This is a genomic window from Labrys sp. KB_33_2 (assembly GCF_052114505.1).
In the GTDB taxonomy this organism is placed as follows: Bacteria; Pseudomonadota; Alphaproteobacteria; order Rhizobiales; family Labraceae; genus Labrys.
In genome coordinates, this window is record NZ_JBFREW010000014.1 from 30,170 (window position 1) to 54,163 (window position 23,994).

21 protein-coding genes are annotated in these 23,994 nt (G+C 64.1%); 5 read left to right on the forward strand and 16 right to left on the reverse strand.

The features are described from left to right. The first annotated feature begins 103 nt into the window (after nt 1–103). On the forward strand, nt 104–907 hold the full coding sequence (locus AB4037_RS23700; RefSeq protein WP_434958146.1) for a MetQ/NlpA family ABC transporter substrate-binding protein: 804 nt from the start codon (nt 104–106) through the stop codon (nt 905–907). Nucleotides 908–975: 68 nt separating this feature from the next. Here the strand turns inward: AB4037_RS23700 and AB4037_RS23705 are convergent, their stop codons facing one another. The 3 genes from AB4037_RS23705 to AB4037_RS23715 form a co-directional block, all read right to left on the reverse strand. Then, nucleotides 976–1,638 carry a class II aldolase/adducin family protein gene (locus AB4037_RS23705; protein ID WP_434958147.1) on the reverse strand — a complete coding sequence of 221 codons (663 nt, stop codon included), beginning with the start codon at nt 1,636–1,638 and terminating at the stop codon, nt 976–978. Between the two features lie 345 nt (nt 1,639–1,983). Further along, complete coding sequence (gene infA / locus AB4037_RS23710) at nt 1,984–2,265, reverse strand: translation initiation factor IF-1 (protein WP_149253648.1); 282 nt, start codon at nt 2,263–2,265, stop codon at nt 1,984–1,986. 237 nt (nt 2,266–2,502) lie between these two features. Then, a complete protein-coding gene (locus AB4037_RS23715) occupies nt 2,503–3,810 on the reverse strand; it encodes a DEAD/DEAH box helicase (protein WP_434958148.1) in 1,308 nt (435 codons plus the stop codon). Nucleotides 3,811–4,448: 638 nt separating this feature from the next. Here AB4037_RS23715 and AB4037_RS23720 point away from each other — a divergent pair. From AB4037_RS23720 to AB4037_RS23730, 3 genes are all read left to right on the forward strand, one after another. Next, the gene (locus AB4037_RS23720; RefSeq protein ID WP_441773182.1) at nt 4,449–5,477 is read left to right on the forward strand and encodes a tetratricopeptide repeat protein; all 1,029 of its coding nucleotides are present in this window, start codon (nt 4,449–4,451) and stop codon (nt 5,475–5,477) included. Between the two features lie 204 nt (nt 5,478–5,681). Next, the gene (locus AB4037_RS23725) at nt 5,682–6,029 is read left to right on the forward strand and encodes a tetratricopeptide repeat protein (protein ID WP_434958150.1); all 348 of its coding nucleotides are present in this window, start codon (nt 5,682–5,684) and stop codon (nt 6,027–6,029) included. A gap of 108 nt (nt 6,030–6,137) precedes the next feature. Then, nucleotides 6,138–7,736 (forward strand): inorganic phosphate transporter, encoded by a 1,599-nt coding sequence (locus AB4037_RS23730; protein WP_441773183.1) that lies wholly within the window; start codon nt 6,138–6,140, stop codon nt 7,734–7,736. 57 nt (nt 7,737–7,793) lie between these two features. On the opposite strand, the gene AB4037_RS23735 is transcribed toward AB4037_RS23730, so the two are convergent. Both AB4037_RS23735 and AB4037_RS23740 read right to left on the reverse strand, forming a co-directional pair. Beyond that, nucleotides 7,794–8,510, reverse strand: coding sequence for a copper homeostasis protein CutC (locus tag AB4037_RS23735; RefSeq protein WP_441773184.1), 717 nt, complete (start codon nt 8,508–8,510; stop codon nt 7,794–7,796). Beyond that, nucleotides 8,507–9,421 (reverse strand): ROK family protein, encoded by a 915-nt coding sequence (locus AB4037_RS23740; RefSeq protein WP_441773185.1) that lies wholly within the window; start codon nt 9,419–9,421, stop codon nt 8,507–8,509. Before AB4037_RS23740 ends, AB4037_RS23735 begins: the two co-directional genes overlap by 4 nt. A 192-nt stretch (nt 9,422–9,613) precedes the next feature. Here AB4037_RS23740 and AB4037_RS23745 point away from each other — a divergent pair, with 192 nt between their 5' ends. Beyond that, complete coding sequence (locus AB4037_RS23745; RefSeq protein ID WP_434958154.1) at nt 9,614–10,603, forward strand: LacI family DNA-binding transcriptional regulator; 990 nt, start codon at nt 9,614–9,616, stop codon at nt 10,601–10,603. A 54-nt stretch (nt 10,604–10,657) separates the two neighbouring features. On the opposite strand, the gene AB4037_RS23750 is transcribed toward AB4037_RS23745, so the two are convergent. The 11 genes from AB4037_RS23750 to AB4037_RS23800 all read right to left on the reverse strand — a co-directional run bounded on the left by AB4037_RS23750 (nt 10,658) and on the right by AB4037_RS23800 (nt 23,811). Continuing rightward, on the reverse strand, nt 10,658–11,449 hold the full coding sequence (locus AB4037_RS23750) for a transporter substrate-binding domain-containing protein (RefSeq protein ID WP_434958155.1): 792 nt from the start codon (nt 11,447–11,449) through the stop codon (nt 10,658–10,660). Nucleotides 11,450–11,468: 19 nt separating this feature from the next. Continuing rightward, entirely contained in the window at nt 11,469–12,386 is a 918-nt protein-coding gene (locus AB4037_RS23755) for an isoaspartyl peptidase/L-asparaginase (RefSeq protein WP_441773186.1), read from the reverse strand. Beyond that, nucleotides 12,386–13,120, reverse strand: coding sequence for an amino acid ABC transporter ATP-binding protein (locus AB4037_RS23760; RefSeq protein WP_441773187.1), 735 nt, complete (start codon nt 13,118–13,120; stop codon nt 12,386–12,388). The genes AB4037_RS23755 and AB4037_RS23760 overlap by 1 nt, the downstream gene beginning before the upstream one ends. 1 nt (nt 13,121) lies before the next feature. Further along, nucleotides 13,122–13,793, reverse strand: a complete 672-nt coding sequence (locus AB4037_RS23765; protein WP_441773188.1) for an amino acid ABC transporter permease — start codon at nt 13,791–13,793, stop codon at nt 13,122–13,124. After that, nucleotides 13,793–14,464, reverse strand: a complete 672-nt coding sequence (locus AB4037_RS23770; protein WP_441773189.1) for an amino acid ABC transporter permease — start codon at nt 14,462–14,464, stop codon at nt 13,793–13,795. Before AB4037_RS23770 ends, AB4037_RS23765 begins: the two co-directional genes overlap by 1 nt. 161 nt (nt 14,465–14,625) lie before the next feature. Further along, the gene (locus AB4037_RS23775; RefSeq protein WP_434958160.1) at nt 14,626–15,582 is read right to left on the reverse strand and encodes an ABC transporter substrate-binding protein; all 957 of its coding nucleotides are present in this window, start codon (nt 15,580–15,582) and stop codon (nt 14,626–14,628) included. A gap of 299 nt (nt 15,583–15,881) precedes the next feature. Continuing rightward, entirely contained in the window at nt 15,882–16,784 is a 903-nt protein-coding gene (locus AB4037_RS23780; RefSeq protein WP_441773190.1) for an OmpA family protein, read from the reverse strand. An 11-nt stretch (nt 16,785–16,795) separates the two neighbouring features. Next, a complete protein-coding gene (locus AB4037_RS23785; protein WP_441773191.1) occupies nt 16,796–19,474 on the reverse strand; it encodes a DUF4384 domain-containing protein in 2,679 nt (892 codons plus the stop codon). Between the two features lie 10 nt (nt 19,475–19,484). Next, complete coding sequence (locus AB4037_RS23790; RefSeq protein WP_441773192.1) at nt 19,485–20,963, reverse strand: caspase family protein; 1,479 nt, start codon at nt 20,961–20,963, stop codon at nt 19,485–19,487. A 23-nt stretch (nt 20,964–20,986) separates the two neighbouring features. Then, the gene (locus AB4037_RS23795) at nt 20,987–22,576 is read right to left on the reverse strand and encodes a caspase family protein (protein WP_441773193.1); all 1,590 of its coding nucleotides are present in this window, start codon (nt 22,574–22,576) and stop codon (nt 20,987–20,989) included. A 308-nt stretch (nt 22,577–22,884) separates the two neighbouring features. Then, nucleotides 22,885–23,811 carry a c-type cytochrome gene (locus AB4037_RS23800; RefSeq protein WP_441773194.1) on the reverse strand — a complete coding sequence of 309 codons (927 nt, stop codon included), beginning with the start codon at nt 23,809–23,811 and terminating at the stop codon, nt 22,885–22,887. Between the last annotated feature and the right edge of the window lie 183 nt (nt 23,812–23,994).

Genomic DNA, 23,994 nt, shown 5'->3' on the forward strand with positions numbered 1-23,994 from the left:
TTACGAGGATCGTAGGGTTTAGAATTTAATATATAATTTTTATAGACTATATTGATTGAGCTTACTAGCATCGCTCCGACCTGTTCCAGCAAGAGATCGATCGATGCCTCCTTCCCTCACCCGCCGCTCCGTTCTGTCGCTCGCCGCTGCGTCCCTGCTGACCGCTCCCGCAGCCGCATGGGCCACGCCCACCCGCATCCGCGTCGGCGCCACGCCCGGGCCCATGGCCGAAACCCTGGAAGCGGCCAGGCCGGTCGCCGCCAGGCGCGGCCTGGAGATCGAGGTGATCGAGTTCTCCGACTACGTCGTTCCCAATGCTGCGCTGGATGCGGGCGAGATCCAGGCCAACGCCTTCCAGAACCAGCCCTATCTCGACAACCAGATCGCGGATCGCGGTTACAAGATCGTCGGCATCGCACCGATCATCAATTCGCGGCTCGGCGTCTATTCACGCCGGCACAAGGCCTGGAGCGAGGTGCCCGATGGTGCCACCATCGCCATCCAGAACGACCCGACCAATGGCGGCCGCACGCTCCTGCTGCTGCGCGACAAGGGCGTGATCACGCTCAAGGACGGTGTCGGCTACAAGCCGATCGTGGCAGACATCACCGCCAATCCCAAGCAGTTGCGCTTTCTGGAGGTCGACGCCGCCCAGACGCCGCGTTCGCTCGATGACGTCGATGCCGCGGCGGTCAATGCCAATTACGCCGTCACCGCCGGCCTCGATCCCACCAAGCAGGCTCTGCTGCTGGAGGAACTCAAGCCGCAATACACCAATTTGATCGCGGTGCGCACGGCGGACAAGGACCAGCCCTGGGTGCCGATCCTGGCCGAGGCCTACCGCTCGCCCGAGGTCAGGGCCTTTGTCCTGGACAAATACAAGGGCGCCTATGTGCCGACCTGGTGAAGTGTCGACATCCGCCGACGGGATCCCGCTCCCCTGAACGATCCTCTACTCCACCAGGACTTCGAAGCTTATGGCTTCTTATCCTGCAGGCCGTAGTTCTTGAAGCCCTCGATCACCTGCGCGATCTCGCTGTCGGGCAGGATGTTGGCGCCGCCGATCTGCAGCGCATGATAATATTGCTTGGCCAGCGTTTCCAGCTCATGGGCGAGCCACATCGCCTTGTCCAGGCTGGAGCCGACCGCGATCATGCCGTGATTGGCGAGCAGGCAGCCATTGCGGCCTTCCAGGGCCTCAAGGGCGAAGCGCGACAATTCCTCCGAACCGTAGCGGGCATAGGGCGCGCAGCGTATGTCGGGTCCGCCGAATGCCGCGATCATGTAATGGATGGCCGGGATGGGCTTGTGGGCGATGGCGAGGATGGTGGACCAGGTGGCATGCGTATGCACCACGGCACCGGCATCCGGGCGGCCCTTGAGGATGTCGAAATGGAAACGCCATTCCACCGAAGGCTTGAGCGGGCCTTGCCAGGCGCCATATTCGCCCTCGAAGGGCATGGCGGCGATCATCTCCGGTTCCATCTCGTGATAGGGGACGGCCGAAGGCGTGATCAGCATGCAGTCGCCGAGACGAGCAGAAATATTGCCGGAGGTGCCCTGATTGAGACCGTTGGCATTCATCCAACGGCATTTTTCAATGATGGCGCGGCGCAGGCCGAGTTCGTCTGGGCTCATGAGGGATCTTCCGGATTCGAGGCTATTCCATCGAATGCGGAAGAAGGTCCCGACATGGCAAGCTCTAATCGCGGGATGAGCGAAATTGAGCGCCTCAGAAGGCAATTCAGGGGATTTGCACGCGAAGCTGCGTCCCAAGCTTCTGGATCTACACCGGACAACTCGTCCGATGGGGGCATGCCCCGCGATGACAAAAGTCGAGACTCACCGAGCTTTTCGACCGGCCCCGCAGGGCCGCCCGACTCCTGGAGTAGGCGCGTTGAGACGGAAACGCTGCTTTACTCCAGCTCTTTGGTTCGATGTGTCTTTGCGATTCTTGGCGTGACCGCCAAATCGCAAAACGCTTTAGCGGCGACGCATATTGCCGCCACCGCGCTGCGGCGGGCGGGGGCCGGATGAAGCACGCTCGTCCTTGTGGCGGAAGATGATGCGGCCCTTGTCGAGGTCGTAGGGCGACATCTCGACGGTAACGCGATCGCCCTCGATGGTCTTGATGCGGTTCTTCTTCATCTTGCCGGCCGTGTAGGCGATCATCTCGTGGCCATTGTCGAGCTTCACGCGAAAACGGGCATCCGGCAACACTTCGGAGACCGAGCCTTCAAATTCCATCAGTTCTTCTTTTGCCATGTGCAGGTCCTGTCAAAGCGTTTTGTGATTTGGCGGAATCACCAAGAATCGCAAAGACGCATCCAAACGAAGCGTTAGAACAAAGAAGCGTCCACACCTAGAGCAAAGCGCGTTTTGGCAGAAACGCCGTTTGCTCTAACTCTTTGGTTCAACGCGTCTTTGCGATTTGAAGTGTCTCCATCAAATCGCAAGACGCCATGGACGCCCTTTGCTCCCAGAAAAGGATAGGCCGCGCCCTCAGGCGGCGCGACGCTGGTTGTTGCGGCCACCCGGACGGCGCGCGCCCCCCGAGCGGGGCTGGCCCGATTGAGGCTTTTCGGCTTGCCCATTGTTCCGGGGCTTGCCGTTGGGCTTGCCCTGGTGCGGGTGACGAGGGCCGCGTTCGCCATGCTTCTGATCGGCTTCCAGCCCCTGTACGGGAGCGGCCACCGTCAGCGGCTTCTTGGTCAGGCGTTCGATCGCCTTGAGTTCGTCGCGCTCATTGGGATCGCAGAAGGAATAGGCGATGCCGCTGCGACCGGCGCGGGCGGTGCGGCCGATGCGGTGCACATAGCTCTCGGCATCCACCGGCATCTCGAAATTGATGACATGGCTGATGTCGTCGACATCGATGCCGCGGGCGGCGATATCGGTCGCCACCAGGATGCGCGAGGCGCCGGAACGGAAATCCTCCAGGGCCTTCTGGCGAGCATTCTGCGACTTGTTGCCATGGATCGCCGCCGAGGGGATGCCGGCCTTGTCGAGATGGCCCGAGACGCGGTTGGCGCCATGCTTGGTGCGGGTGAAGACGATGACGCGGCTCATTGCCGGATCGTTGAGCAGGTGCAGGAGCAGCGAGCGCTTCACCGATGCCGGCACGTGGTAGACATGCTGGTCGATCTTGTCGACCGTCACCACTTCCGGCGTCACTTCGATATGCACGGGGTTGAGGAGGATCTCCTCGCCGAGCTTCTTGATCGTCTTCGGCATGGTGGCCGAGAACAACAGGGACTGGCGCTCCAGCGGCGTCTCGTCGACGATCTTGAGCACGTCACGCGAGAAGCCCATATCGAGCATGCGGTCGGCCTCGTCGAGGACGAGAACTTCGACCTTGTCGAGGCGAACCTTGCGCTGCTGCACGAGATCGAGCAGGCGACCGGGGGTGGCGACCAGAATGTCGACGCCATCGGAAAGCGCCTTGACCTGCGGCACCTGGCTGACGCCGCCGAACACCACGGCGCAACGGAAGCCCATATGCACGCCATAGGAGCGGAAGCTCTCGTCGATCTGCAGGGCCAGCTCGCGGGTCGGGGCCAGAATCAGGGCGCGGGTGCCCTTGGCGCCGGCACCGTGGCGGGACTTCGACAGGCGCTGCAGGATCGGCAGCGCGAAGGCAGCCGTCTTGCCAGTGCCGGTCTGCGCCAGGCCCATCATGTCGCGCCCCTCGAGGAGGGCGGGAATGGCCTTGTGCTGGATCGGGGTGGGGGTCACATAGTTGGCGGCGTCAAGCGCACGCAAAAGCGGCTCGGCCAGGCCGAGCGCTGCAAAAGTTACTTCGGAAGTCACATCAAATCCTTCATGCCACGCTCATCGAGCGGACAGCAGCGCGCCACCGTCCGGGTCCGCGATCGCAAGTCCGTCGTCAGCCGGAAAGGCATGATGAGGCGGTACGGCGATATCGCGACCCACGCGCGGATGGGAGCAGCGGAATGTTATTGGGGACGGCCGGGAGGTGAGGCGCTGCTTCTCAAAAAGCCAAAAACCAGCGCGCCGCGCGAACCCCCGAGCGGTCGTTACACACGGTTGCTGCGCTTTTCGCAGTGCAAAGTCAAGGGAAAAGCAAAGAAGCGCCTTTTCATCCAGGCATTCGAAGTGGACGGAATGCCCCTCCAGGGATAACGGGCATCCCGGTTTCCTCTCCCACGAATGCGCCGTATCCAGGGGCAGAAGGGGATAACGGCTTCCCGGGGCAACTGACGGGTCCGCCGCCCCTGGAGCAAAGTGCGTTTAGACGGAAACGCTGCTTTGCTCTCGCTCTTTGGTTCCAAACCAATCCAATGGATTGTCTGGAGCGTCTTTGCGATTCTTGGCGATTCTTGGCGATTACGCCAAATCACAAAACGCTCTAAGGCAGCCGTTTCCCACGCCACCGATCGCGCCTATAGATGGTGGGCTGCGTTTACCGCCCCACCGCGACTTCCACGATGCTGCCTCTCAAAGCCCTGGTTCCGGCCTTCCTGGCGCTCCATCCGCACGGTCCTGCCCAGCCGCTCGACTGGAAGGCCTGCCGACAGGGCGCGCCGGACCGCGTCATCATCGCCTGCACCTCGATTGTGGATCTGGGCGGCGTCGACGATGGGGCCAGGGCGATCGCCCTGATCGCGCGCGGCAGTGCCTATGCCGCCAAGAAGCAGCCGGCCCGGGCGCTGGAGGATCTGCACCGGGCCACGCTTCTCGATCCGCGCAACCCCGACGGATTCTACGCGCTGGCCGGGCTCTATGGCCGCCAGGGTGATATCGAGCAAGCCATTCTGGCCTATGACAGCGTAATCCGGCTCAATCCCAAGCACGTGCTCGCCCTGACGTCGCGGGGCTATGCCCGTGCCAGCCGCAGGGAATTCGCTCTCGCCATCGCCGACTATGATAGGGCGCTGAAATTCAACCCGCGCCATGCCGAGGCCCTGCGCCTGCGGGGTGCCGTCCGCGGCCTCAGGGGTGACGATATTGGGGCCATCGCCGATTTCGACCAGGCCATCGGCCTCAACCGCCGGGACTGGTCCGCCTTCTTCAACCGGGCCATCGCCAAGGACCACCGCCACGATTTCAACGGCGCCGTGGCCGACTATGACGAGGCCTTGCGCTTGAGGCCCAACAATATCGCCGCCTTGCTCGGGCGCGGCGCCGCTCATCATCACATGGGTGCGCTCGACAAGGCGATCGCCGATTACAGCCTGGCGGTCGGCCTGGCGCCGGACAATGCACAGGCCCTCTACAATCGCGGCACCGCCTACGCCAATGCCGACGACACCGCACGCGCCATCGCCGATCTCGACAAAGCGATCAGGCTTGATGGCAGCAACGCACTGGCCTTTCTCAATCGGGCAGGCGCCCATCGCAAGCGCGGCGATTTCGAGCGCGCGCTGGCCGACTACGATCGTGCCTTGCAGCTCAATCCAGGCCTGCCGCAGGCCATGGCGGGGCGCAAGCTCGCCCTCGAGCGTCTGCGCAACTGAAGCCCCCTGCCCTCTAGGCAGAGTTTCCCGGTAATTCCGCCTCATCGCAAGACGCTCTAACGCAACGCCATGGACATTCCCCAACGTTGCTGCTCATATGTGAGCAGGTTCTTTCGAGTGGACCTCATGACTCTTGCAGCGATTGAGGGGAGCTTCGTTGCAGTTTCGGCAGGTTCCGTAGAGGTGCAAAGGCGTTTCGTCCGCATGTCCGCATCCGAAACCACTCCGGCCGACGCCACTCCGGCACGGCCCGACGAGCAGGACTTCGACAGGGCAATTGCTGAATTCAGCAAGGCGATCGAACTCAAGCCCGATGCTGTCGACGCCGTTTACGGACGGGCTCTTGCCTATCAATACAAACAGGCCTTTCCCGCGGCGATCGCCGATTATGACAGGGTGATCGCGCTCGATCCCGGCCATGCCGATGCCCTCTTCAAGCGCAGCATCGTCCATCGACAGCTCGGAGCCTTCGAGAAGGCCACTGCCGATTTCGACCGGGCGGTGCAGCTTCTCTGGCGGCAGCGGCTGCTTCCCTCGACGAAAGAGCCCTGATCAGCCGCCTTCTTCCTCGTCACCGGTCAAGATTAACATTTTGTCATCCAACCTTCACGAACCCCGCCTAAGGGTCGCCAGACCATGGAAACACGGGGGTGTTTGGAGATGACGGACGTTACATCTGGCCAGAGGAGCGGCCATCCGCTCGATAGGCCGAACTCTCTTGGCAGCTTGCCCAACATCGCGATCGCCGTGATCCTGCTCGGGGGCCTCGGCTATGTCTGCTACGCACTGGCCGCCGATCTCACGGGCGCCGTGGCAGTGCCGTGGATTCTGCTCGGCCTCGCCCTGCTGATCGCCCTCGGCTTCGAATTCGTCAACGGCTTCCACGATACCGCCAATGCGGTGGCGACGGTGATCTACACCCATTCGCTGCCGGCCGAATTTGCGGTGATCTGGTCGGGCTTCTTCAACTTCCTCGGCGTGCTCACCGCGAGTGGCGCGGTCGCCTTCGGCATCATCTCGCTGCTGCCGGTGGAACTCATCATGCAGGTCGGTTCGAGCGCGGGCCTGGCCATGGTGTTCGCTCTGCTGATCGCCGCCATCGTCTGGAACCTGGGCACCTGGTATTTCGGCCTGCCGGCCTCGAGCTCCCACACCATGGTCGGCTCGATCATCGGTGTCGGCCTCGCCAACCAGTTCCTGGCCCCTGCCGGTTCCGCCACCAGCGGCGTCGACTGGTCCCAGGCCAAGAATATCGGCCTGTCCTTGCTGGTCTCGCCGGTGTTCGGCTTCGTGCTGGCCGGCGCCCTGCTGCTGGTGATGAAGCTCGTGGTGCGGAACAAGGCTCTCTATGTCGAGCCGAAAGGCAATCAGCCGCCCCCGCTGTGGATCCGCGGCCTTTTGATCCTGACCTGCACACTGGTCAGCTTCTTCCACGGCTCCAATGACGGCCAGAAGGGCATGGGCCTGATCATGCTGATCCTGATCGGCGTGGTACCCACCGCCTTCGCCCTCAACCGCACGCCCGACATCAACTATCTCGAGACCTACAAGGCTGCTTCGAGCGCGGCGGGTTCGGTCCTGGGCAACTACATCAAGCCGGGCGCGACGGTCGCTCCCGCCGATGCCAAGGCCAAGGTCTCCGAGGCGGTGCGCACGCGCAGTTGGAACGACGAGACGACGCCAGCCCTGAAGACCTTCATCGAGCAGACCACCTCCCAGCTCTCGCCTTACGGCTCGGCCTCGGCAGTGCCCGCAGGACTGGTCTCCAATACCCGCAACGACATGTATCTGATCGGCGAGGCCCTGAAGCTGATCGATTCCAAGAAGCTGCTGCCGGTGTCGGACGCCGATCTGAAGACGATCAAGACCTATCACACCGCCACCGACAACACGACCAAGTTCATCCCGACCTGGGTGAAAGTCGCCATAGCCCTGGCCCTTGGCCTCGGCACCATGGTGGGCTGGAAGCGCATCGTGGTGACGGTCGGCGAGAAGATCGGCAAGACCCACCTGACCTATGGCCAGGGTGCCTCGGCCGAGATCGTTGCCGCGGCGACGATCGGTGCTGCCGACTATCTCGGCCTGCCGGTGTCGACCACCCATGTGCTGTCGTCGGGTGTCGCCGGCACCATGGCGGCCAATGGCACCGGGCTGCAGATGTCGACGGTGCGTAACCTGCTGATGGCCTGGATACTCACTTTGCCCGCCTCGATGGCGCTGTCCTTCCTTCTCTTCGTGGTGCTGCGCCAGGTCCTCTGAGGCGGCACATCTTGTTCGCCGGAATGGCCGCCTTCGGGCGGCCATTTCTTTTCCGGCTTATGCCATCGCCCTGCGGAAAGTGCAGACGATGTCGGCGCGGGTCTGGCGCCGCCGCCCCACGGCGAAGCCCAGGCGGACGGCCTCGGCGCTCCATGGCTCCCCGGCGGCGGAACAGGAACTGTGCACCTCGGAGACGGGAAGCGCCGCCAGCAATGGAGCGATATTGGCCGGCGTCAAGCCCGAACCCGGCATGATGCCGATCCGCCCCCGGGCGGCCCGATGCAGGCGCAGCAACGCCTCCAGCCCCTCGGGCGCGGTGACGGCTCCTCCCGATGTGAGGATGCGTTCAAAGCCGAGAGCAACGGCCGTCTCCAGAGCCGCCAGCGGCTCGGGAACGAGATCGAAAGCGCGATGCAGCGTGGTGCCGAGCCCCTGCGCCTGCACCCGCAGGCGCGACAGCAGGGCCTCGTCGAGCTGGCCGCCGGGCTGGGAGGCACCCAGCACCACGCCGGCGAGCCCTGCTCCTCCCGCTGCCTCGATATCATCAAGCATGATCTCGCTTTCCCGCGCGGAGAACACGAAATCGCCGGCCCGCGGCCTGATCATGGCATAGACCGGGATCGGCGCCTGCGCCGCCAGCCGCATCAGCCCTGATGATGGCGTCAGGCCACCGAGTTCGAGCGCCGAGCACAGTTCGATGCGATCGGCGCCACCCTCGATCGCGGCTTCGAGGCTGTGGGCGTCGGCAACGCAGATTTCAAGCAAGGCGGTCATAGGCGTTCTCCCTGGCGGGTGAGCAGGGCCGCGCCGATCAGCCCGGGTTCCGGCGCGAGGATGCTGGGCACCACCAGCGGCTCCGGGGAGTGCCGCAGGATGCGGCCGCGCACCGCCTCGTCCAGCCTTGCGATCAATTCCGGCACGCTGGCAAGGCCGCCCCCGACCGGCACTATGTCGGCGCCGACGATATTGACGGCCAAGGCCAGGGGAGAGGCGACGAGATCGACCTGGCAAGCCACGCTGCGCGCCGCCGCGGCCTCGCCGGCCCGCCAGGCCGCGATGATCTCGGTACTGTCGCGCTCAACGCCGGTAAGGTGGCGATGCAGCCTTTCGAGGCCGCGGGCTCCTCCAACCGTATCGACGCAGCCTTTCTGGCCACAGCCGCAGGCGAAGCGGGGGAGCGCGACCGGCGGATTACCCGATTGCGTCGCCGCCACCGGTCCATGCCCCCATTCGCCGGCAAAACCGCCCGCGCCGGTTAGGATCCGCCCGTCGATGACCAGGCCGCCACCGATGCCCGTGCCGAGGATGATGCCGAAAACGATGCGATGCCCGCGCCCAACGCCTTTCACAGCCTCGGCAAGGGCGAAGCAGTCGGCGTCATTGGCAACATGCACCGGCACGCCCAGGCGTTCGGCAAGGTCGGGGCCCAGCCGCCGCCCGTCGAGGCAGGGAATGTTGGCGCAGGTGATAATCTCGCTGCGCGGATCGACGACGCCGGTGATGGACAAGGCGACGCCGCCGCCAGCCCCGCCCCCTGCTTGCCTTCTGAGATCCGCGAGCACCTGCACGAAGGCCTCGAAATCGCCGAGCGGCGTTGCAACGCGGGCAAAGGGCCTGATCTCGCCTTGAGGCGTGGCGACAGCCGCCTTGATGGCGGAGCCGCCGATATCGAAGCAGATCGTCATTGACAGAAGAGACCTTCCAAGCCGCTGTTTCCTGTATTAGAGCAAAGTACGATTTCCCTGAATCGTGCTTTGCTCTAACTCGTTGTTTTGACGTATTTTCCAGGCGAAAATCTATCGACCTTTCTGAAAAATGCTTTAGGGCGTGTCGTCAGTCATGGTTTCGAATTTCCGGCAAGGAGCGTGCAAGGCCTCATGAGGCGCAAGGCAGCACCGACCATCAGCGACGTTGCCGCACTCGCCGGCGTCTCCAGGGCCGTGGCCTCGCGCGCGCTCTCCGCCTCCAAGCGACCGGTGTCCGGCGCCAAGCGCGATCGCGTCCTGGCCGCGGCCGCCGAACTCGGCTACCGCGTCAACCTCCTGGCGCAGAGCCTGACGACCAAGACCGTCAATCTCGTCGCCGTCCTGGTCAACCATATTCACGACCTTTCCGACCTCGATCTGTTCGACCTGCTGCTCGCCGAGATCCAGGCGGGCGGGCGGCAGGTCATCCTGGTGCGCGTCGGCTCCACAGACAAGGTCGAGGAATTCCTGCGTCAGGGCGTGGCCTATCACGTCGATGCCGCCCTGGTATTCTCCGATTTCGCCGATGCGGCGACGGTGCGGCGCATGTTCCGCTCCGACCTGGTGGTCATGCTGAACGGCCGACATGACCACCGCTCGCCCGCCATCATTCCCCACGAAGCCGTCGGCATCGGCCAGGCGGCCGCGGATGCCGCTGCCAAGGGCGTGAGGCGCGCCAGCCTGGTCACGGGCCGGGCAAGCTCCCTGGTGGAACAGGCGCGCATCGGCCTTTACGCCCAAGCTTTCGCGGCTCATGGCATCGAGTTGCTGCGAACCTTGCAGGGCGACTATTCCTATCGTTCCGGTCATGCTCTCGCGCCGGGCCTGTTCGAGGGCGACCACCCCGACGCGGTATTCTGCACCTCAGATGCCATGGCGATGGGCATTCTCGACGTGTTCAGGGCCGATTTCCCCGGCAACCGGCCGGCACGCTTCCGCCTCTACGGCTTCGACAATCTCTCGCTGCTCGATTTCGAGGCCTATCCGATTTCCTCGATCGGCTATGACAAGGCCGCCTATGTCGCCCGCATGGTGCGCCTGCTCAACGAGCCGCCGGTGGTCGAAAGCACATTCGAGCCGGAGTTGGTGCCGACCCGCTATGTGCCGCGCCTGACGGGGTGAGACGAGGCGTTATTGCCTCCTCCCCTTTGCGAGAGAAGGTTTTGCGCCGTCTCCTCACCACAGCGGCGTGAGCTTGGGCGGATTGGCCTTCTCGCCCCACCATTTCTTGTAATTGGCCTCGTAAGCGCCGGACTGGATATAGTCGGACACGAACATGTCGAGCCAGCGCACGAATTCGGGATCCCCCTTGGCGACCGCGATGCCGATGGGATCGTTGGAATAGAGCCCCGGCAGGGTGGCGAGCGAGGGGTTCTTGGTGGCGAGATAGTCGAGCAAGGACGAATCCTCGATCGCCGCGTCCACGCGCTTTTGCTGGAGCTGCAGCACGCCATCGGGCGCGAACTGGTCGACATAGACGAGATTGGCCGTCGGCACCGCCTTCTTGAGGAAGCTCTCACCGGTGGTGCCGCGTCCCACCACCACCGACTTGCCGCCGAGATCCTCCAGCTTGGCGATGCCGGCATCGGCCTGCACCAGTATGCGCAGGCCCGCCCGGTTATAGGGAATGGAGAAATCCACCGTCTTGGCCCGCTCCAGCGTGGCCGAAGTATTTGCGACCACGATGTCGAGCTGCCCGGAAACCAGCATCGAGATGCGGGCATCGCCGGAGACATCGGTGAACTCCACGGGCACGCCGAGCTTTTCGGCCAGGAGGGTGGCGACGTCGACATCATAGCCGACGGGATTGTTCTGGGCGTCTCGGAAGCCGATCGGCTCTCCCCCCAGCGAGACGCCGATGCGCACGCTGCCGCGCGCGCGGATGTCGTCGAGCTTGCCGGCAAATGCCGGCAGGGCGGCGCAGGCGGCGATCGCCAATCCCAATAATGCGGGCAGGATTTTCTTCATGTTTGTACACTCCCCTCAGTCAGATTGTTCTTGCCGGCCGGAGCTCGGGCTCCGCCATGCCGTCTTCCCACAGCCAGTAGCGGATCTCGCCCTCGCAGCGGAAATTGACGACCTCGTGACGGCCTTCGGCATCGGCCGCATGGATGACGACACCGCCGAGAAACCCCTCGCTGAGTTCGGCGAGTTCCCCCACGGCAAGGTCGACGGCTTGGCGCAACGACCGGCCGAGCTTGAGCGCGAGCACGATGGTGCGCGCGGTGGCGCAGCGCATGGTCATCTCGCCGGTATGGGTGCAGACGGCTGCACCATAGCGGCTGTCGGCATAGAAGCCGGCGCCGGGAATGGGGCTGTCGCCGAGGCGGCCAGGATATTTCCAGGCCCAGCCCGAAGTCGAGGTCGCGGTGTGGATGCCGCGCCGCGCATCGGCACTGAGGAACACGGTGGTATCCCTCACCCGCTCCGGATCGGTGATCGTGCGCGATAGAGGCGCGAGCGGTATATCGGGAAATCGGGCCAATTGCTCGGCACCGAGTTCGTTTTCCAGGCGCTCGCGCCAGACACGCCTGGAATCTTCGATCAGCACCTCATCGACGGAGAAACCGATTTCACTGGCGAAGCGGCGAGCGCCGTCGCCCGTCAGCATGACATGGGGCAGGCGCTTCATCACAGCCTGGGCCAAGGCGGCGACCGGGATGGTGTTCGGGACGGCGCCGACCGAGCCGATCTCCTTGGTGGTGCCGTTCATCACGGCAGCATCGCATTCCATCACGCCGAGCATGTTGGGCCAGCCGCCATAGCCGACGCTGCGCACACGTGGCTCGGCCTCGACCCGACCTATGCCGGCAACCATGGCGTCGAGGCTGTCGGCGCCCGCCCGCAGCATCTCGACCGTCAACGGGAATCCGGGCCAGGCTTCGGCATTGGCAAGGAGCAACATCAGTCTTTCCGCATTTTCGAAAGGAATTGCGCGATGCGCGGATGGTCACGCCCCACTTCCGGGGCAAAGAAGGCCTGCGTCGGCAGGTCGACCAGCAGCCTGCCATGTTCCAGGAAGACGATGCGGTCCGAAATGCGCCGGGCGAATTCCACCTCATGGGTGACGAACAGCATGGTGGTGCCGGAGCGGGCAAGCTTGGCCAGGATCGCCAGCACTTCGGCCGTCATCTCCGGATCGAGGGCGCTCGTCACTTCGTCGAGCAGAAGATAGCGCGGGTTCATGGCAAGCGCCCGGCAGATGCCGACACGCTGGCGCTGGCCGCCCGAGAGCTGGGCCGGATAGGAAGCCGCCTTGTCGCGCATACCGACCTGCTCCAGGAGGACGATGGCCCGGTGTTCGGCCTCCGCCCGCGACTGGCGCAACACCTCCAGCGGCGCCAGGGTGATGTTCTGCAGCACGGTCAGATGCGGATAGAGATTGAACAGCTGGAACACGGTGGCCGAGCGCTTGCGCGCCTCGGTGAGATCCCGTGGCGCGGCGACATCGAAATCGTCGATGGTAATCCGGCCTGCATCGAGCTTCTCCAACCCGTTGATGCAGCGGATCAGGGTTGATTTGCCCGAACCGGAGGAGCCAAGCACCGAGACGACCTGCCCGGGTTCGATGGCGAGGTCCACGCCGTCGAGCACGCGATGGGAGCCGAAATCCTTGCAGACCTTCTCGACCTTCAGCACGTTAGATCCCCCTCCAGGCGCTATGGGCCCTCAGCCTTGCCTCATAGCGCGTACCCAGCCAAGCCAAGGTCTTGGCCGCCGCGTAATAGAACACGCCGACCACGGTCCAGACCACGAAGGGCTTGAGGGTGCGCAGATTGAGGATGTTGCCGACCTTGGTCAGGTCCATCACGCCGATCACCGAGATCAGCGAGGTGACCTGGAGCTGGTTGACCAGGAGCCCGGTCAGCGGCCCGATGGCGAAGGCGATGGCCTGTGGCGCGACGACATGCTTGAGCACCTGCCACCGGGTGAGGCCGAATACCCTGGCAGCCTCGAGCTGATCGCGCCCCACAGCATCGATGGCGGCGGTGGCGATCACATAGACGAAGGCGGCGGTGTTGCCGGTCAGGGTGATCGATGCCGCCGTGACGGGCGTGACATTGATCTTCAGGAAGGCCGGCAGGCCGAAGAAGACCAGGAAGAGCTGCACCAGCACAGGCGAGTTCTTCAGCAGTTCGGTTACGGCCGTCAGCACCGGATTCAGCCCCGGAATACGGTAGAAGCGCAATCCCGCCAGCAAGGCGCCGAGCGCCAGCCCGGCCAGCGTGGTGCCGACGAACAGGCCAAGGGAGACGCCGAGCCCCTGCGCCAGCAAGACGAGGTCATAGGGTGTGAACTCGGTATACCGCATCAGCGCACCGCCTCCATCATGTCCCGGTTGAGGCGGCGATGGATGAGGCCGATGGCGAGCGAGATGAGATAGGTCATCGCGGCGTAGATGACGAGCAGCGCGGCATAGACCTCGAAGGGGCGGAAGGTGTTGGAGGCCACGATCTTGGCCGTGCCGGTCAGTTCGTTCAGCGTGATAACCGAGAGGATGGAGGAAGTCAGGACCAGGTTGATGAACACCGAGCCGAGCGGCCGGATCGAAGTGCGCAGGGCGATCGGCATGATGACGCGGGTGAAGATGGTGCGCCTCGACAGGCCGCTGACTTCGGCCGCCTCGAGAATGCCGGTATCGATGGCGAGAATCCCGGAGCGGATGACGTCGGACGCAAAGGCGCCGCCGGCAATGGAGAGCGCGATAACGCCGGTGGCGAAGGCGTTCAGATAGATGCCGATTTCCGGCAGCCCGTAATAGAAGAAGAAGAGCTGCACGATGAAGGGGACGTTGCGGAAGAGGTCGACATAGACGAAGGCGAGCCGCCGCAACGTGGGCGAGGCCGAGGTGCGCGCGATTGCCACCAGCGCCCCGCAGACGAGGCTGCCGGCGAGAGCCAGAACACAGGCCTCCAGCGTCAGCAGCGCGCCATGGGCGAGGAAGCCGACATAGGGCGTGAGGATGGCAAGATCGAAGCGCATGCTCGCTTCTTCAATAAGTGAAACCGGTTTCACTTTGAGTTACGAGCCCGCCAGTGTCAAGCTGCCGGGACGAGAGCGTCTCCCTGGAGCGCGGCGTTTCCAAGAGCGGACACCGCCCCATGACTTCATGGGGCGGTGAGGTCCGCGCTCCAAAAGAGACTTTAGCGGGCGGCTTCCCAGCCCTTGTAGTTCGCAAGGTTTTCACTGGTGATCAGCGCGGGGTCGAGCAGGATCACGTTCGGATCCGGCTTCTTGCCATCGACGATCCCCGCTCCCAGTTCCAGCGCCTTGCCGGCCATGGCGTAAGGATCCTGCGACGCCGAAGCCTTGATCATCGAAGTGCCGCTCTTGAGCTGGACCTCGATATCCGGCGCACCATCGACACTGGTGATGAAGAATTCACTGCGGTTGAGCTGCTTGGCGGCGAGCTCGACGCCAATGGCCGTCGGGTCGTTGATCGCGAAGACGGCATCGACCTTCTGGAAGCGGGTTAGCAGGCTCTGGGCGATGGCGAGGCCGCCGTCGCGCGAACCCTTGGCATCCTGATCGTCGGAGAGGATCTTGATGTCGGGGCTCTTGGCGAACACCTCCTTGCAGCCCTTGACCCGGTCGATCACCGAGGAGACCTGCGGCCCGTTGACGATGAGGACGCTGCCTTTGCCCTTGAGTTGGTCGACGATGTACTGGCAAGCTTCGGCGCCGGCCTTGACGTTGTCGGTCATCACGGTGACATCGACCCCGGTCGCACCGACATCGAAGGCCGCCACCACGATTCCGGCCGCCTGTGCCTTCTTCACGGCCGGCAGGATGGCCTGCGGATCGACAGCGTTGAGCATGATGACGTTCACGCCGGAAGCGATGAAATTGTCGATCTGGGTGAACTGCTTGTTGAGGTCGTATTCGGCGGAGACCGAGGTCACCTCGACGGCGGGATTGATGGATTTGGCCTTGTCGGTGATGCCCTTGATCGTGGCGACGAAAAAGGGATTGCCGAGCGAGCCGACCGAGACGCCGACCTTCTTCAGGCTCTGGGCCGATGCGGGACCGGCGAGCCCCACCGCCAGGGCCATGGCGACCCCCGTCAGCGCGGCGCCTGCGATGCGACGTGAAAACTTCATATGGCTCTCCTCTGGAAACCCGTCCTCCCCCTGCGGCCTTTAACCCGTCAGGGAGGCAAAAAGTCCGGGAGGGCCGATCCAAAGTCAAGCGAGCAAAGGGGTAGACTGCGAAATAATCTGACAAATTCAGGCTCACGCGGCCGGCCTTCGCTGCGAAGCGAACACCACTACGCCTCGCCGGGTAGCATGGTATGTCAGAAACCCCACAGGCACGGCGTTGTCGCCAGCGAGGCCGCTATAGCACCGATATCAGGCCGTGGCGGAGCTTGCCGTCCGGCTGCATGCCTGGCTCCGCCGGATCACTTCACCTGATATTCCACCCGCCGATCAAAGGAGTAGAGGTCGTCACGGCTGTATTTGGAGCGATCGTCGGCGGCGAAGGGCTCGCGGTCGCCGCGACCGACGACGCGAATGAAGATCGACAGGCCGCGGCGGCGCAGCGCCTCGGCCACCGCCAGGGCGCGGGCACTGGACAGCCTCATATTATGCTCGCCGCTGCCACGCTCGTCGGTATGCCCGATCAGGGTGACCTCGCCAATGCTCTGGGTCTTGAGAAAGTTGTAGAGATCGTCCACCGCCTTATCGCCGTCGGCCGTCAGCACCGCCTCATTGGTGTCGAAGCGGATCGGCACCGGCACGGACACTGCCGTGAAATTGCGAAAGGTCGGCACGATCACGCCTTCGGCCTGGCCGCGCACGCCGCGTGAGGAGATATAGCTCGGCGCCAGCGACTTGGCCTGATAGGCGCGCTTGGCCAGATATTCCTCGATCTCGCGCGGTGGCGCCTTGGGCACGTCCTTGACGTTGCGGATGTCGTTGATGGCCGCCTCATAGGCCTCGACGGCCGCCGGATAGTCCTTTCCATCATATTTCACGTCGCCCAGTGCCATCGCCACCTGCCAGGGCCGGGCGATCGCCGCCGCGCTGGCGACGGCCTGCGGGCTGTAGCTCCCGCCAGACTGCTCGCCGGCGAGCAGCACGGCCAGAGCCATCGAGCGGCGCGCCTTGGCGACATAGGCGCTGTCGCAGGAAGTATCCTTGGTGATGGCCTCCGCCAGGGCCGGCAGGGCATCCGCCTTGCCGGCACCGATCGCCGCCTTCACCTGCGCATCCAGGCTGGCGCAATCGGCCAGGGCCGCGCTGACTGCCGCCAGGCCGACGGCCGTGGCGACACCCAGCTTCAGGATGAAGGAAACGCCCATCCTCACCTCCCCTATCGCACCGGGATCACGATGGCGGTGGATGCGACCGACTGCTTGGCCGCGTCGGGAGCACCGGCCGCCACCTTGTTGCCCGTCGCCTGCGCAATCTTGGCGAACTGGGCCTGCTTGCGGCTGTCATTGTCAAGGCCGGAGGCTTCCTGGCGGTCCTCATTGGCTTCGACGACAATCTGGCGGGTCAGTCCCTGCTCGAAATTGGGGATCGAGGCAAAGCTATTGGCCACCGGATCGACCTGCATCCCGGCGATGCTGCGCGTCGCGCCGCCCACACGGCAGACCGCTACGACCTTCTCCTGGCCGGGATCGCGCAATTTGAAGGCGAATTTCGAGCCGGAACCGCCGAGCACCACGCGCTCGCCCGCCCGAACCGCGTTCTCGATCTGGAACTTGTTGGGGAAGATGATGGTGCCGGTGCCGGCCTTGTCAACGTTCACCACGAAAAGGTTGCAATCGCGGGTGGAGACCACCTGCATCACCATGCGGTCGCCGACATTGTAGCTGCTCTTGTCCGCAGTGAGCTGCAGATCGAAGGAGCCGCCGGAGGCCGGCCTGTCGATCGGAGCTGCAACGGTCTGCGCCCCCTCGAGCTTGGAGGTGTCGAGCACGCGGTCCTCGGTCGCCCCTTCCACGAATTTCGAGAACAGCTGTTCGAACTGGTCGCGCGGCACGATGCCCTGCTCCAGGCGGCGCATCAGGGCGATGGCCTCGGGACCGGCGTCGATGAAGCGCTGCTTGAACTCTTCCGGCGGATAGCCGTATTCGGCGGCGGCGCGGCGCAACGAGAGATCGTCCTCATAGCGCTTGAACAGGGCGTTGGTCATTTCCACGCCGGCGAGCTTGAGCGTCGGGTCGAGCCCGGCCCGCTTCATCGCCGTATTGAAGCGCTGGAAATCGTCCTCGATGATTGCATCCATCTTGGCATTGTCGGGATAGAGCGAGGCGACGGTGTCGCGGATGTCCTTGGAGAAGGACCGATCGGCCGTTACCGCCTTGCGCACCTCGTCCTTGGCCTTGCGCATGCCCTGGTCATGGCAGCCCATGCAGGAAATGCCGTTGGTCACCGAAAGGTCGCGCCGCGACGGATCGCGGACGATCTGCGTCGGTCCCTTGTCGAGGCGAGTGCCGTCCGACTTGTTGAGATAGTAGCCCTGGAACCCGTTGGGCAGGGAAAAGATGCTCTCGCCGCCGTCATGATGGAAGCCGTTGGCGATACCGTCCTGCTCCGGACCAAGCGGATGCAGGAACAGGCTCTGCTTGCCTTTCGAACCTGCGAAGTCATAGGAGGTCCAGAAATAACCGGTGCTGATGGGATGGCGTTCGATCAGGCGGTTGTTCTGCGACACGCCCGACTTTTGGAATCCGGCGCGCTGGGCGATGAATTTGTTGATGTTGTCGGCCATCGGCACGCCGAGCTTGTCGGTCAGGCCCGGGAAATCGTTGGGCAGTTGCAGCAGCGTGTCATAGAGCGGGGGCTGGGAAGCCGTGAAGGCGAACCAGTCGCCGCGGACATAGGGCAGCTCGGTATTGGTCTGCTGCGCGATGAAGTCATAGGCGCGCACATCCGGCTTGGCGGCGTAGGGATAGTTGGCGAGCACCGTGTTCCAGTCGCTCTCCTGCCAGCCGAGGTCCTCAAGATTGACCCCCACGATGGTCTTGGCCTCGTCGACGGTGGCGAGCTTCACAACGTCGGAGCGGCGGCCGAGGCCGTTGATCAACTTGACCAGGCCCTGGCGATAGACGTTCATCGCCTCGTCGGTGGCGCAGGCATTGTAGAGATTGGTCAGCGTGAAATAGCGCATGCCGCGCACGCGGTGATCGTCCTGCTTCTGCAGGTCGGCCGAAATCGCGGCGACGACATCTTCGGACGTGACGAATTTGCGCCCGGTGCAGGCAGCAGCCTCCTGGTCGCCGGTTGCCTTGATCCAGGTGCGCAGCGCCTCGATATCCGCCGTCGTGACTTCCGGTTTCGTCGTGTCGAACTCGTAGTTCACGTCATACGGCATTTCCTTGTTGAGCACCTGCTGGAACAGCTTGGAACCCTCGGGATTGCCGGCCTGAACGAGATGCGGATCCGCGGCGATCTCTTCCATATGCAGGATGTTGCCGAAATTCTTGGCCGGCTTCTCGCGGTTGAGCATGCCGTTCTGATGGCAGCGCGAGCAGTGCTTGTCCAAGACGTCGAAGGCGGCCTTGGCCACCGGATCGCTCGGCACCTTGATATCGGCGGGAATACCGGCGGCGGTCGCCGGGGCTGGCGCGGGTGCGGGTGCGGGCGCTGCCGGAGCTGGGGCTGCCGCAGGTGTGGGAGCCGGTGCCGGCGCCGGCTCGGCAGCCGGAGCGGCGGCGGGCGCAGGGGCGGCTGGTGGCGGCGGCGCGGACGGAGCGGCGGCGGGTTCGGGTTTCGGCTGGGGGGCGGGTGGAGCCGGCGGTGCAGCGGGAGCAGCGGGTGCGGCCTGGCTGGCCGGTTCGACAGGTGCCGCCGGCGCGGGGGCGGCAACCGCCGGGTTGGCGAGCTTGCTGTCCCCCGCCGGCGCCTCGGCCGGCGCAGGGGCAGCCGTACTCTGATTGCTGGTCTGGGCGAAAACCTGCGAGGTCGAGGCCGCCAGCCCCGCCGTCAGCAGGGCGCCCGCGACCATCAGGCCGGCGATGCGCAGGGGATTGCGGTAAAACATGACGGTCTCCTCACGGGACGATTTCATAACGCATGGTTGCAACGGAACGTCCTATCGCCTTGGCATTGGCCTTGACACTGTCCGCATTGGCTGTTTTGGCGAGGCTGTCGGCCAGTTCGGGCAGGACCGACCCGTTGACCTCATCCTGCGGGATCACGTCGATCTTGCGCGTGACGAAGCCTTTCGACAGCTTCAAAGGATCAACCGCAACCAGCGCCAGGACTGTACCTTTTGTCACAGAGGTCGCATCGAAGCGCATGCCGTAGCTGGCATCGGGCACCATGATCGGGCTGCCGGCGCGAATCCGGCCATCCTTGCCATGGGCCGCCGCGATGGCGTTGGGAAAGAGCTGTACCACTTCGCCCTCGTCCGAGACCGAGAGCAGGATCAAGAAGCCGTCCTGCGAAGAGGTCACCTTGAAGCGCATGTCCCTGGTGCCCAAACGCACGGGCGATGGCGGAATCTGCTCGACGCTGACGCTGTCGGACAGTTTGGCCCCCAGCAAATCGAGGATCTTGTCCGCCGTTGGCTTGCCCTGGTTGAGCGCCTCGCCGCTCCCGGCCGAGGTGGCTCCTCCAACAACCGCAGCGACCTTGAGCGCCGCGCCGTCCCCCGACAGCATGGGCGTCAGGCCCATCTCGCAACGGTCGCGGTGGCGTCCGCAATAGGCCGAGGACTGCGCCCTCACATAATCGAGCAGTTCCTGGTTCGAGACGGTGCCATTGCCATTGGCATCGGCCAGCCCCTTCTCGATGCCGTCGGCAAAAGCGGTGGTGAAGACGCCGCGATAAGCAGGCGCCGCCTCCTCGTCGACCAGAGCGGTCTGGGCGGGGGAGACCGCCTGCCATTTGACGAAATCGGTGCCCGCCGGCGCAGGCGCGGCCACCGGCTCATCCCCCAGCGCGGGCTCGACCACGATCGAGCGGGTGGAACCATCGAGCTGTGGCGAACGAGCGGCTGGATTGCCGCCGCCGCTGGCTTCGACGCTGATCGCCCGCGTCACCGTGCCGGCATGGCTGGAATCGATGACTTCCGTGATCCGGCGTCCGGCAAGCTTGCCGAGCTGCCGGTCGATCTCGTTGCGGCTCAGCGTATTGCCGAAGCCTCCGGGCTGCATGGTGGCATCGAACGGCAGAAGGACGTCCTCGCGCCCACTGCCGGTCTTGGCGGCTTGGCCCTTGCCCGCGAAATAGAAGAATACCCGTTCGCCCGACTTGCTGTCGCCGAGCCAATCGCGCAACCCGGAGAGGATCGCCGTGCCGGTCGCCTGATCGTCGAGGAGCAGCCTGACATCGCTCTTGTCATAGCCGAGCGCGCCCGTCAGCATCGCCTGCATGCGCAGAGCGTCGGCACGAGCGCCGCCCTTGAGCTCGGCCGAAAGCTGATCAGCCCGATAAGCATCGATGCCGACGATCAGGGCTTTGTCGGCCAAGGCCGGGGTGGCGCCCACCAAGGCCATGACGCCGACCGCTATCCGGAACTTCCGCATGAATGGCATCCAAATGAAGGGCGTCATGGCGTCCCCGCGCTGGTGAAGACGTTGGCGATGCCGACCGTGACCGACTGGCCGCTCAGGGCGTTTTTCAGCGTATCAGGCAGGTCCTCGGCAGCCTGCGGGCTCGACAGTTTCTGCAAGGCAGTGTGCAACTGGTCCAGCGGCTGGTCTGACAGGACGGCGATCAGGTGCTCGGCGCCGAAAGGCGGATCGCGCACCTGCAGCGGCAAGGTGAAGGGCTTGCCGCTCCAATTCTCGTCGCGCTCGGCCTGGGAGGTCGGATAGAGGAATTCGACCTTGCCGTTGGGCGGCAGGTTGAACAGCGTCATGAAACGGTGATTGGAAGCGGCGAGGCCCACCGTCAGCTTTTCGCCGCGGTTGAAGGTGCGCGAGCCGCCTGCCACTTCGAAAGGCTGGATCGAGCCTCCGGCCATGGCCTGCAGGAAGGCGATCGCCCGCCATTTGGCGACGATGCCGCCAAGGCCGGGGGGCTGCACGCCCTCGGCCACCACGCCGGCCACGCGCTTTTCCACGGTGCCGGCGGCCGCGTCATAAACGAGATCGGCGCCGGCTTCGTCGCTCACCAGCGTAGCGCCGGGAGGAGCACCGGCGAGGCTGCCATTGCGCACGGCAAGCGTAAGCTGGGTATTCGTCGCAACCTGCTCGGCAACGGCGATTGCCTTCACGATATCGTCCTGGCTCCCCTTCGGGCCGGCCGCCACGGAGCGGAAGACAGGAATATCTCGGCTGATATCGGGGAAGGACTGCGAGACCTGCTGGCTCTGCGTCGCCTGCAGCACGAAGGCGCGCACGAAGGCGACGAGTTCCTTCTCGGTGGTCACGCCGTCATGATTGGCGTCGGCCTGCCCCTCCACTGCGCGCGAGAAGGCGTAGGACAAGGCACCGCGCGGCTGGCCGTCGATCGCCACCTCCGGCACCAGCTTGTCGTCGGCGACGCCCGCCAGGAAGGTGAAGGGGTCGTTGGCAGCGATCTTGGTCGAGACATCAGGCACGGGCGGGGCGAAATCCAGCAATTCCTCACGCGAGATCTTGGCCTGGGGCGTCGCGCGATAGGTCAGGCCCAAGGTGACCGAGCGATACATCGTGCCGGAGTTGCAGGCGTCGATGACAATGATGGGATAGACCTTCTTGGCGGCCGCCTCCTTGAGCAGTACCGCCATTTCCTTGTCGACGATGCGATTGGCGGCACCAGGCAGCCTGGGGGCGAAGTCGGCCATCACCAGGATATTGTTCAACCCGTCGGGCGAATCGGGATCGTTCGGCTTGCCGGGCTCGCGCGAGCCGTGGCCGGCATAGCTGAAATAGAAGGTGTCGCCGGGCTGGGCCTGGTCCATCAACTCCTTCCAGGCGGCGAGGATGTTGGGTTTGGTTGCCTGCTTGTCGGTGATCAGGGTCAGTTTCTTGACGCCGGCCTTGGTCAGGGCCTGAGCAATGTCCTTGGCGTCGTTGACGGCACCGTGCAAGGAGTTGATCGGCGCTTCATAGGCATCGATACCCACCACCAGCGCATAGGAATCGGCGGCAAGCACCGGTGAAGCGAGCATCAGCCCCGCCCCGGTCACAATCGCCCTGATCGACGTCAGCATTCTCAGCGCTCGCACCACGTTTTGTCCCTGCCTACAGCAAAGCGCGCTTATGAGAAAACGCTGCTTGGCTCTCACTCCCCGTTTCGGCGCGTCTTGCGTTTCAGGCCAGATATCCAGGCCTTCCCGAGGCAAGGCTGGAACCTGGGCACTATCAAAGCCTGCGTGATTCCTCCGGGACAGGAATGGCCCCGTCCCGGGAAGCCTGCATGGAGCGCGTTCCTGCCACACGGACCGGACCACGCTCTTTAAGTCCTTGTTTCAATGCATAATCTTGTCCAAAAAGTCGCGCAACCTTCTGGGATTATGCTCTATGGCTTCTTCGGCGCCTTACCCGGGATCGCCGGCAGCGTCACCAGAAAGGCGGCCATCGCCTTGCGGTCGTCGTCGCTGAGATGGCCCGTATTCTGGACCACTTCGGCCATGCTGCCACCCGCCGAGTCATAGTCAGGCGTGAAACCATCCTTCAGGAAACTCGCGATCTGCGCCTCGGTCCAGGTGCCGATGCCGTCGGCATGGGGGGTGATGTTGGGCACCCAGCCCTTGCCTTCCGGATCGGGCCCGCCCGAAAACCGCTTATCCGCTTCAATACCGCCAAACGCGTTGCGCGGGCTGTGACATTCGGAACAGTGGCCAGGACCGAGCACCAGATAGGCGCCGCGATTCCACTCCGCGGTCTTGGACGGATCGGGCTTGAAGGGTTTGTCGTCGAAGAACAGGAACTTCCAGCCACCGAGCAGCCGGCGGATGTTGAAGGGAAAGCCGATCTGATGCGGTTTGTCGGCGGTATCGACCGCCGGCAGCGTCTTCATATAGGCATAGAGATCGCGCACATCCTCCAGCTTCAGCTTGGCGTAGGACGTGAAGGGCAGAGCCGGGTACAGATGCTCGCCCTCGCGCCCGACGCCGCGCTGCAAGGCGTTGACGAATTCGAGCTCACTCCAGGCGCCGATGCCCTGCTTGGCGTCGGGGGAGATGTTGGGGGCATAGAAGGTGCCGAAGGGCGAGCCCAGCGCCAGCCCTCCACCGAGCTTGAGCCGCTCTTCCTGGCCCGGGGACTTGTGGCAGGAGACGCAGCCGCCGATATTGAAGATTGTCTCGCCATTGGCCAGGTTCGGCTTGTAATCCGCCGTGAGGACAGAGGCCGGCAAGGGCGCGGGCTGCGTCACGAACCAGAACACGCCCAGCCCGATCAGGCCAAGCACTACCAACCCACCGAGTATTCGCTTCAGTGACATCCGGGAAAGCCCCCTTTTCCGGCTTGAACGCCATTGTTCAGGCCCGTCTAGCCTGACAGTCGCCGCAGCCGGTTTATTCCCGGGTGGCGCCAGCTGCAGATTGCGCGGCCCTTATCGTTTTTTTTTGCCCCGGCCGTCCCCTCACCAGAGCGTTTTGTGATCTGAATGACTCAGTTCAAATCG

Bases quoted from the DNA above. Each gene is read 5' to 3' on its own strand.
- AB4037_RS23800 (WP_441773194.1), bottom strand. From the start codon at position 23,811: ATGTCACTGAAGCGAATACTCGGTGGGTTGGTAGTGCTTGGCCTGATC.
- AB4037_RS23790 (WP_441773192.1), bottom strand. From the start codon at position 20,963: ATGCGGAAGTTCCGGATAGCGGTCGGCGTCATGGCCTTGGTGGGCGCC.
- AB4037_RS23700 (WP_434958146.1), top strand. From the start codon at position 104: ATGCCTCCTTCCCTCACCCGCCGCTCCGTTCTGTCGCTCGCCGCTGCG.
- AB4037_RS23720 (WP_441773182.1), top strand. From the start codon at position 4,449: ATGCTGCCTCTCAAAGCCCTGGTTCCGGCCTTCCTGGCGCTCCATCCG.
- AB4037_RS23755 (WP_441773186.1), bottom strand. From the start codon at position 12,386: ATGTTGCTCCTTGCCAATGCCGAAGCCTGGCCCGGATTCCCGTTGACG.
- AB4037_RS23785 (WP_441773191.1), bottom strand. From the start codon at position 19,474: ATGTTTTACCGCAATCCCCTGCGCATCGCCGGCCTGATGGTCGCGGGC.
- AB4037_RS23795 (WP_441773193.1), bottom strand. From the start codon at position 22,576: ATGCTGACGTCGATCAGGGCGATTGTGACCGGGGCGGGGCTGATGCTC.
- AB4037_RS23765 (WP_441773188.1), bottom strand. From the start codon at position 13,793: ATGCGGTATACCGAGTTCACACCCTATGACCTCGTCTTGCTGGCGCAG.
- AB4037_RS23725 (WP_434958150.1), top strand. From the start codon at position 5,682: ATGTCCGCATCCGAAACCACTCCGGCCGACGCCACTCCGGCACGGCCC.
- AB4037_RS23775 (WP_434958160.1), bottom strand. From the start codon at position 15,582: ATGAAGTTTTCACGTCGCATCGCAGGCGCCGCGCTGACGGGGGTCGCC.
- AB4037_RS23705 (WP_434958147.1), bottom strand. From the start codon at position 1,638: ATGAGCCCAGACGAACTCGGCCTGCGCCGCGCCATCATTGAAAAATGC.
- AB4037_RS23780 (WP_441773190.1), bottom strand. From the start codon at position 16,784: ATGGGCGTTTCCTTCATCCTGAAGCTGGGTGTCGCCACGGCCGTCGGC.
- AB4037_RS23735 (WP_441773184.1), bottom strand. From the start codon at position 8,510: ATGACCGCCTTGCTTGAAATCTGCGTTGCCGACGCCCACAGCCTCGAA.
- AB4037_RS23745 (WP_434958154.1), top strand. From the start codon at position 9,614: ATGAGGCGCAAGGCAGCACCGACCATCAGCGACGTTGCCGCACTCGCC.
- infA (WP_149253648.1), bottom strand. From the start codon at position 2,265: ATGGCAAAAGAAGAACTGATGGAATTTGAAGGCTCGGTCTCCGAAGTG.
- AB4037_RS23730 (WP_441773183.1), top strand. From the start codon at position 6,138: ATGACGGACGTTACATCTGGCCAGAGGAGCGGCCATCCGCTCGATAGG.
- AB4037_RS23750 (WP_434958155.1), bottom strand. From the start codon at position 11,449: ATGAAGAAAATCCTGCCCGCATTATTGGGATTGGCGATCGCCGCCTGC.
- AB4037_RS23770 (WP_441773189.1), bottom strand. From the start codon at position 14,464: ATGCGCTTCGATCTTGCCATCCTCACGCCCTATGTCGGCTTCCTCGCC.
- AB4037_RS23740 (WP_441773185.1), bottom strand. From the start codon at position 9,421: ATGACGATCTGCTTCGATATCGGCGGCTCCGCCATCAAGGCGGCTGTC.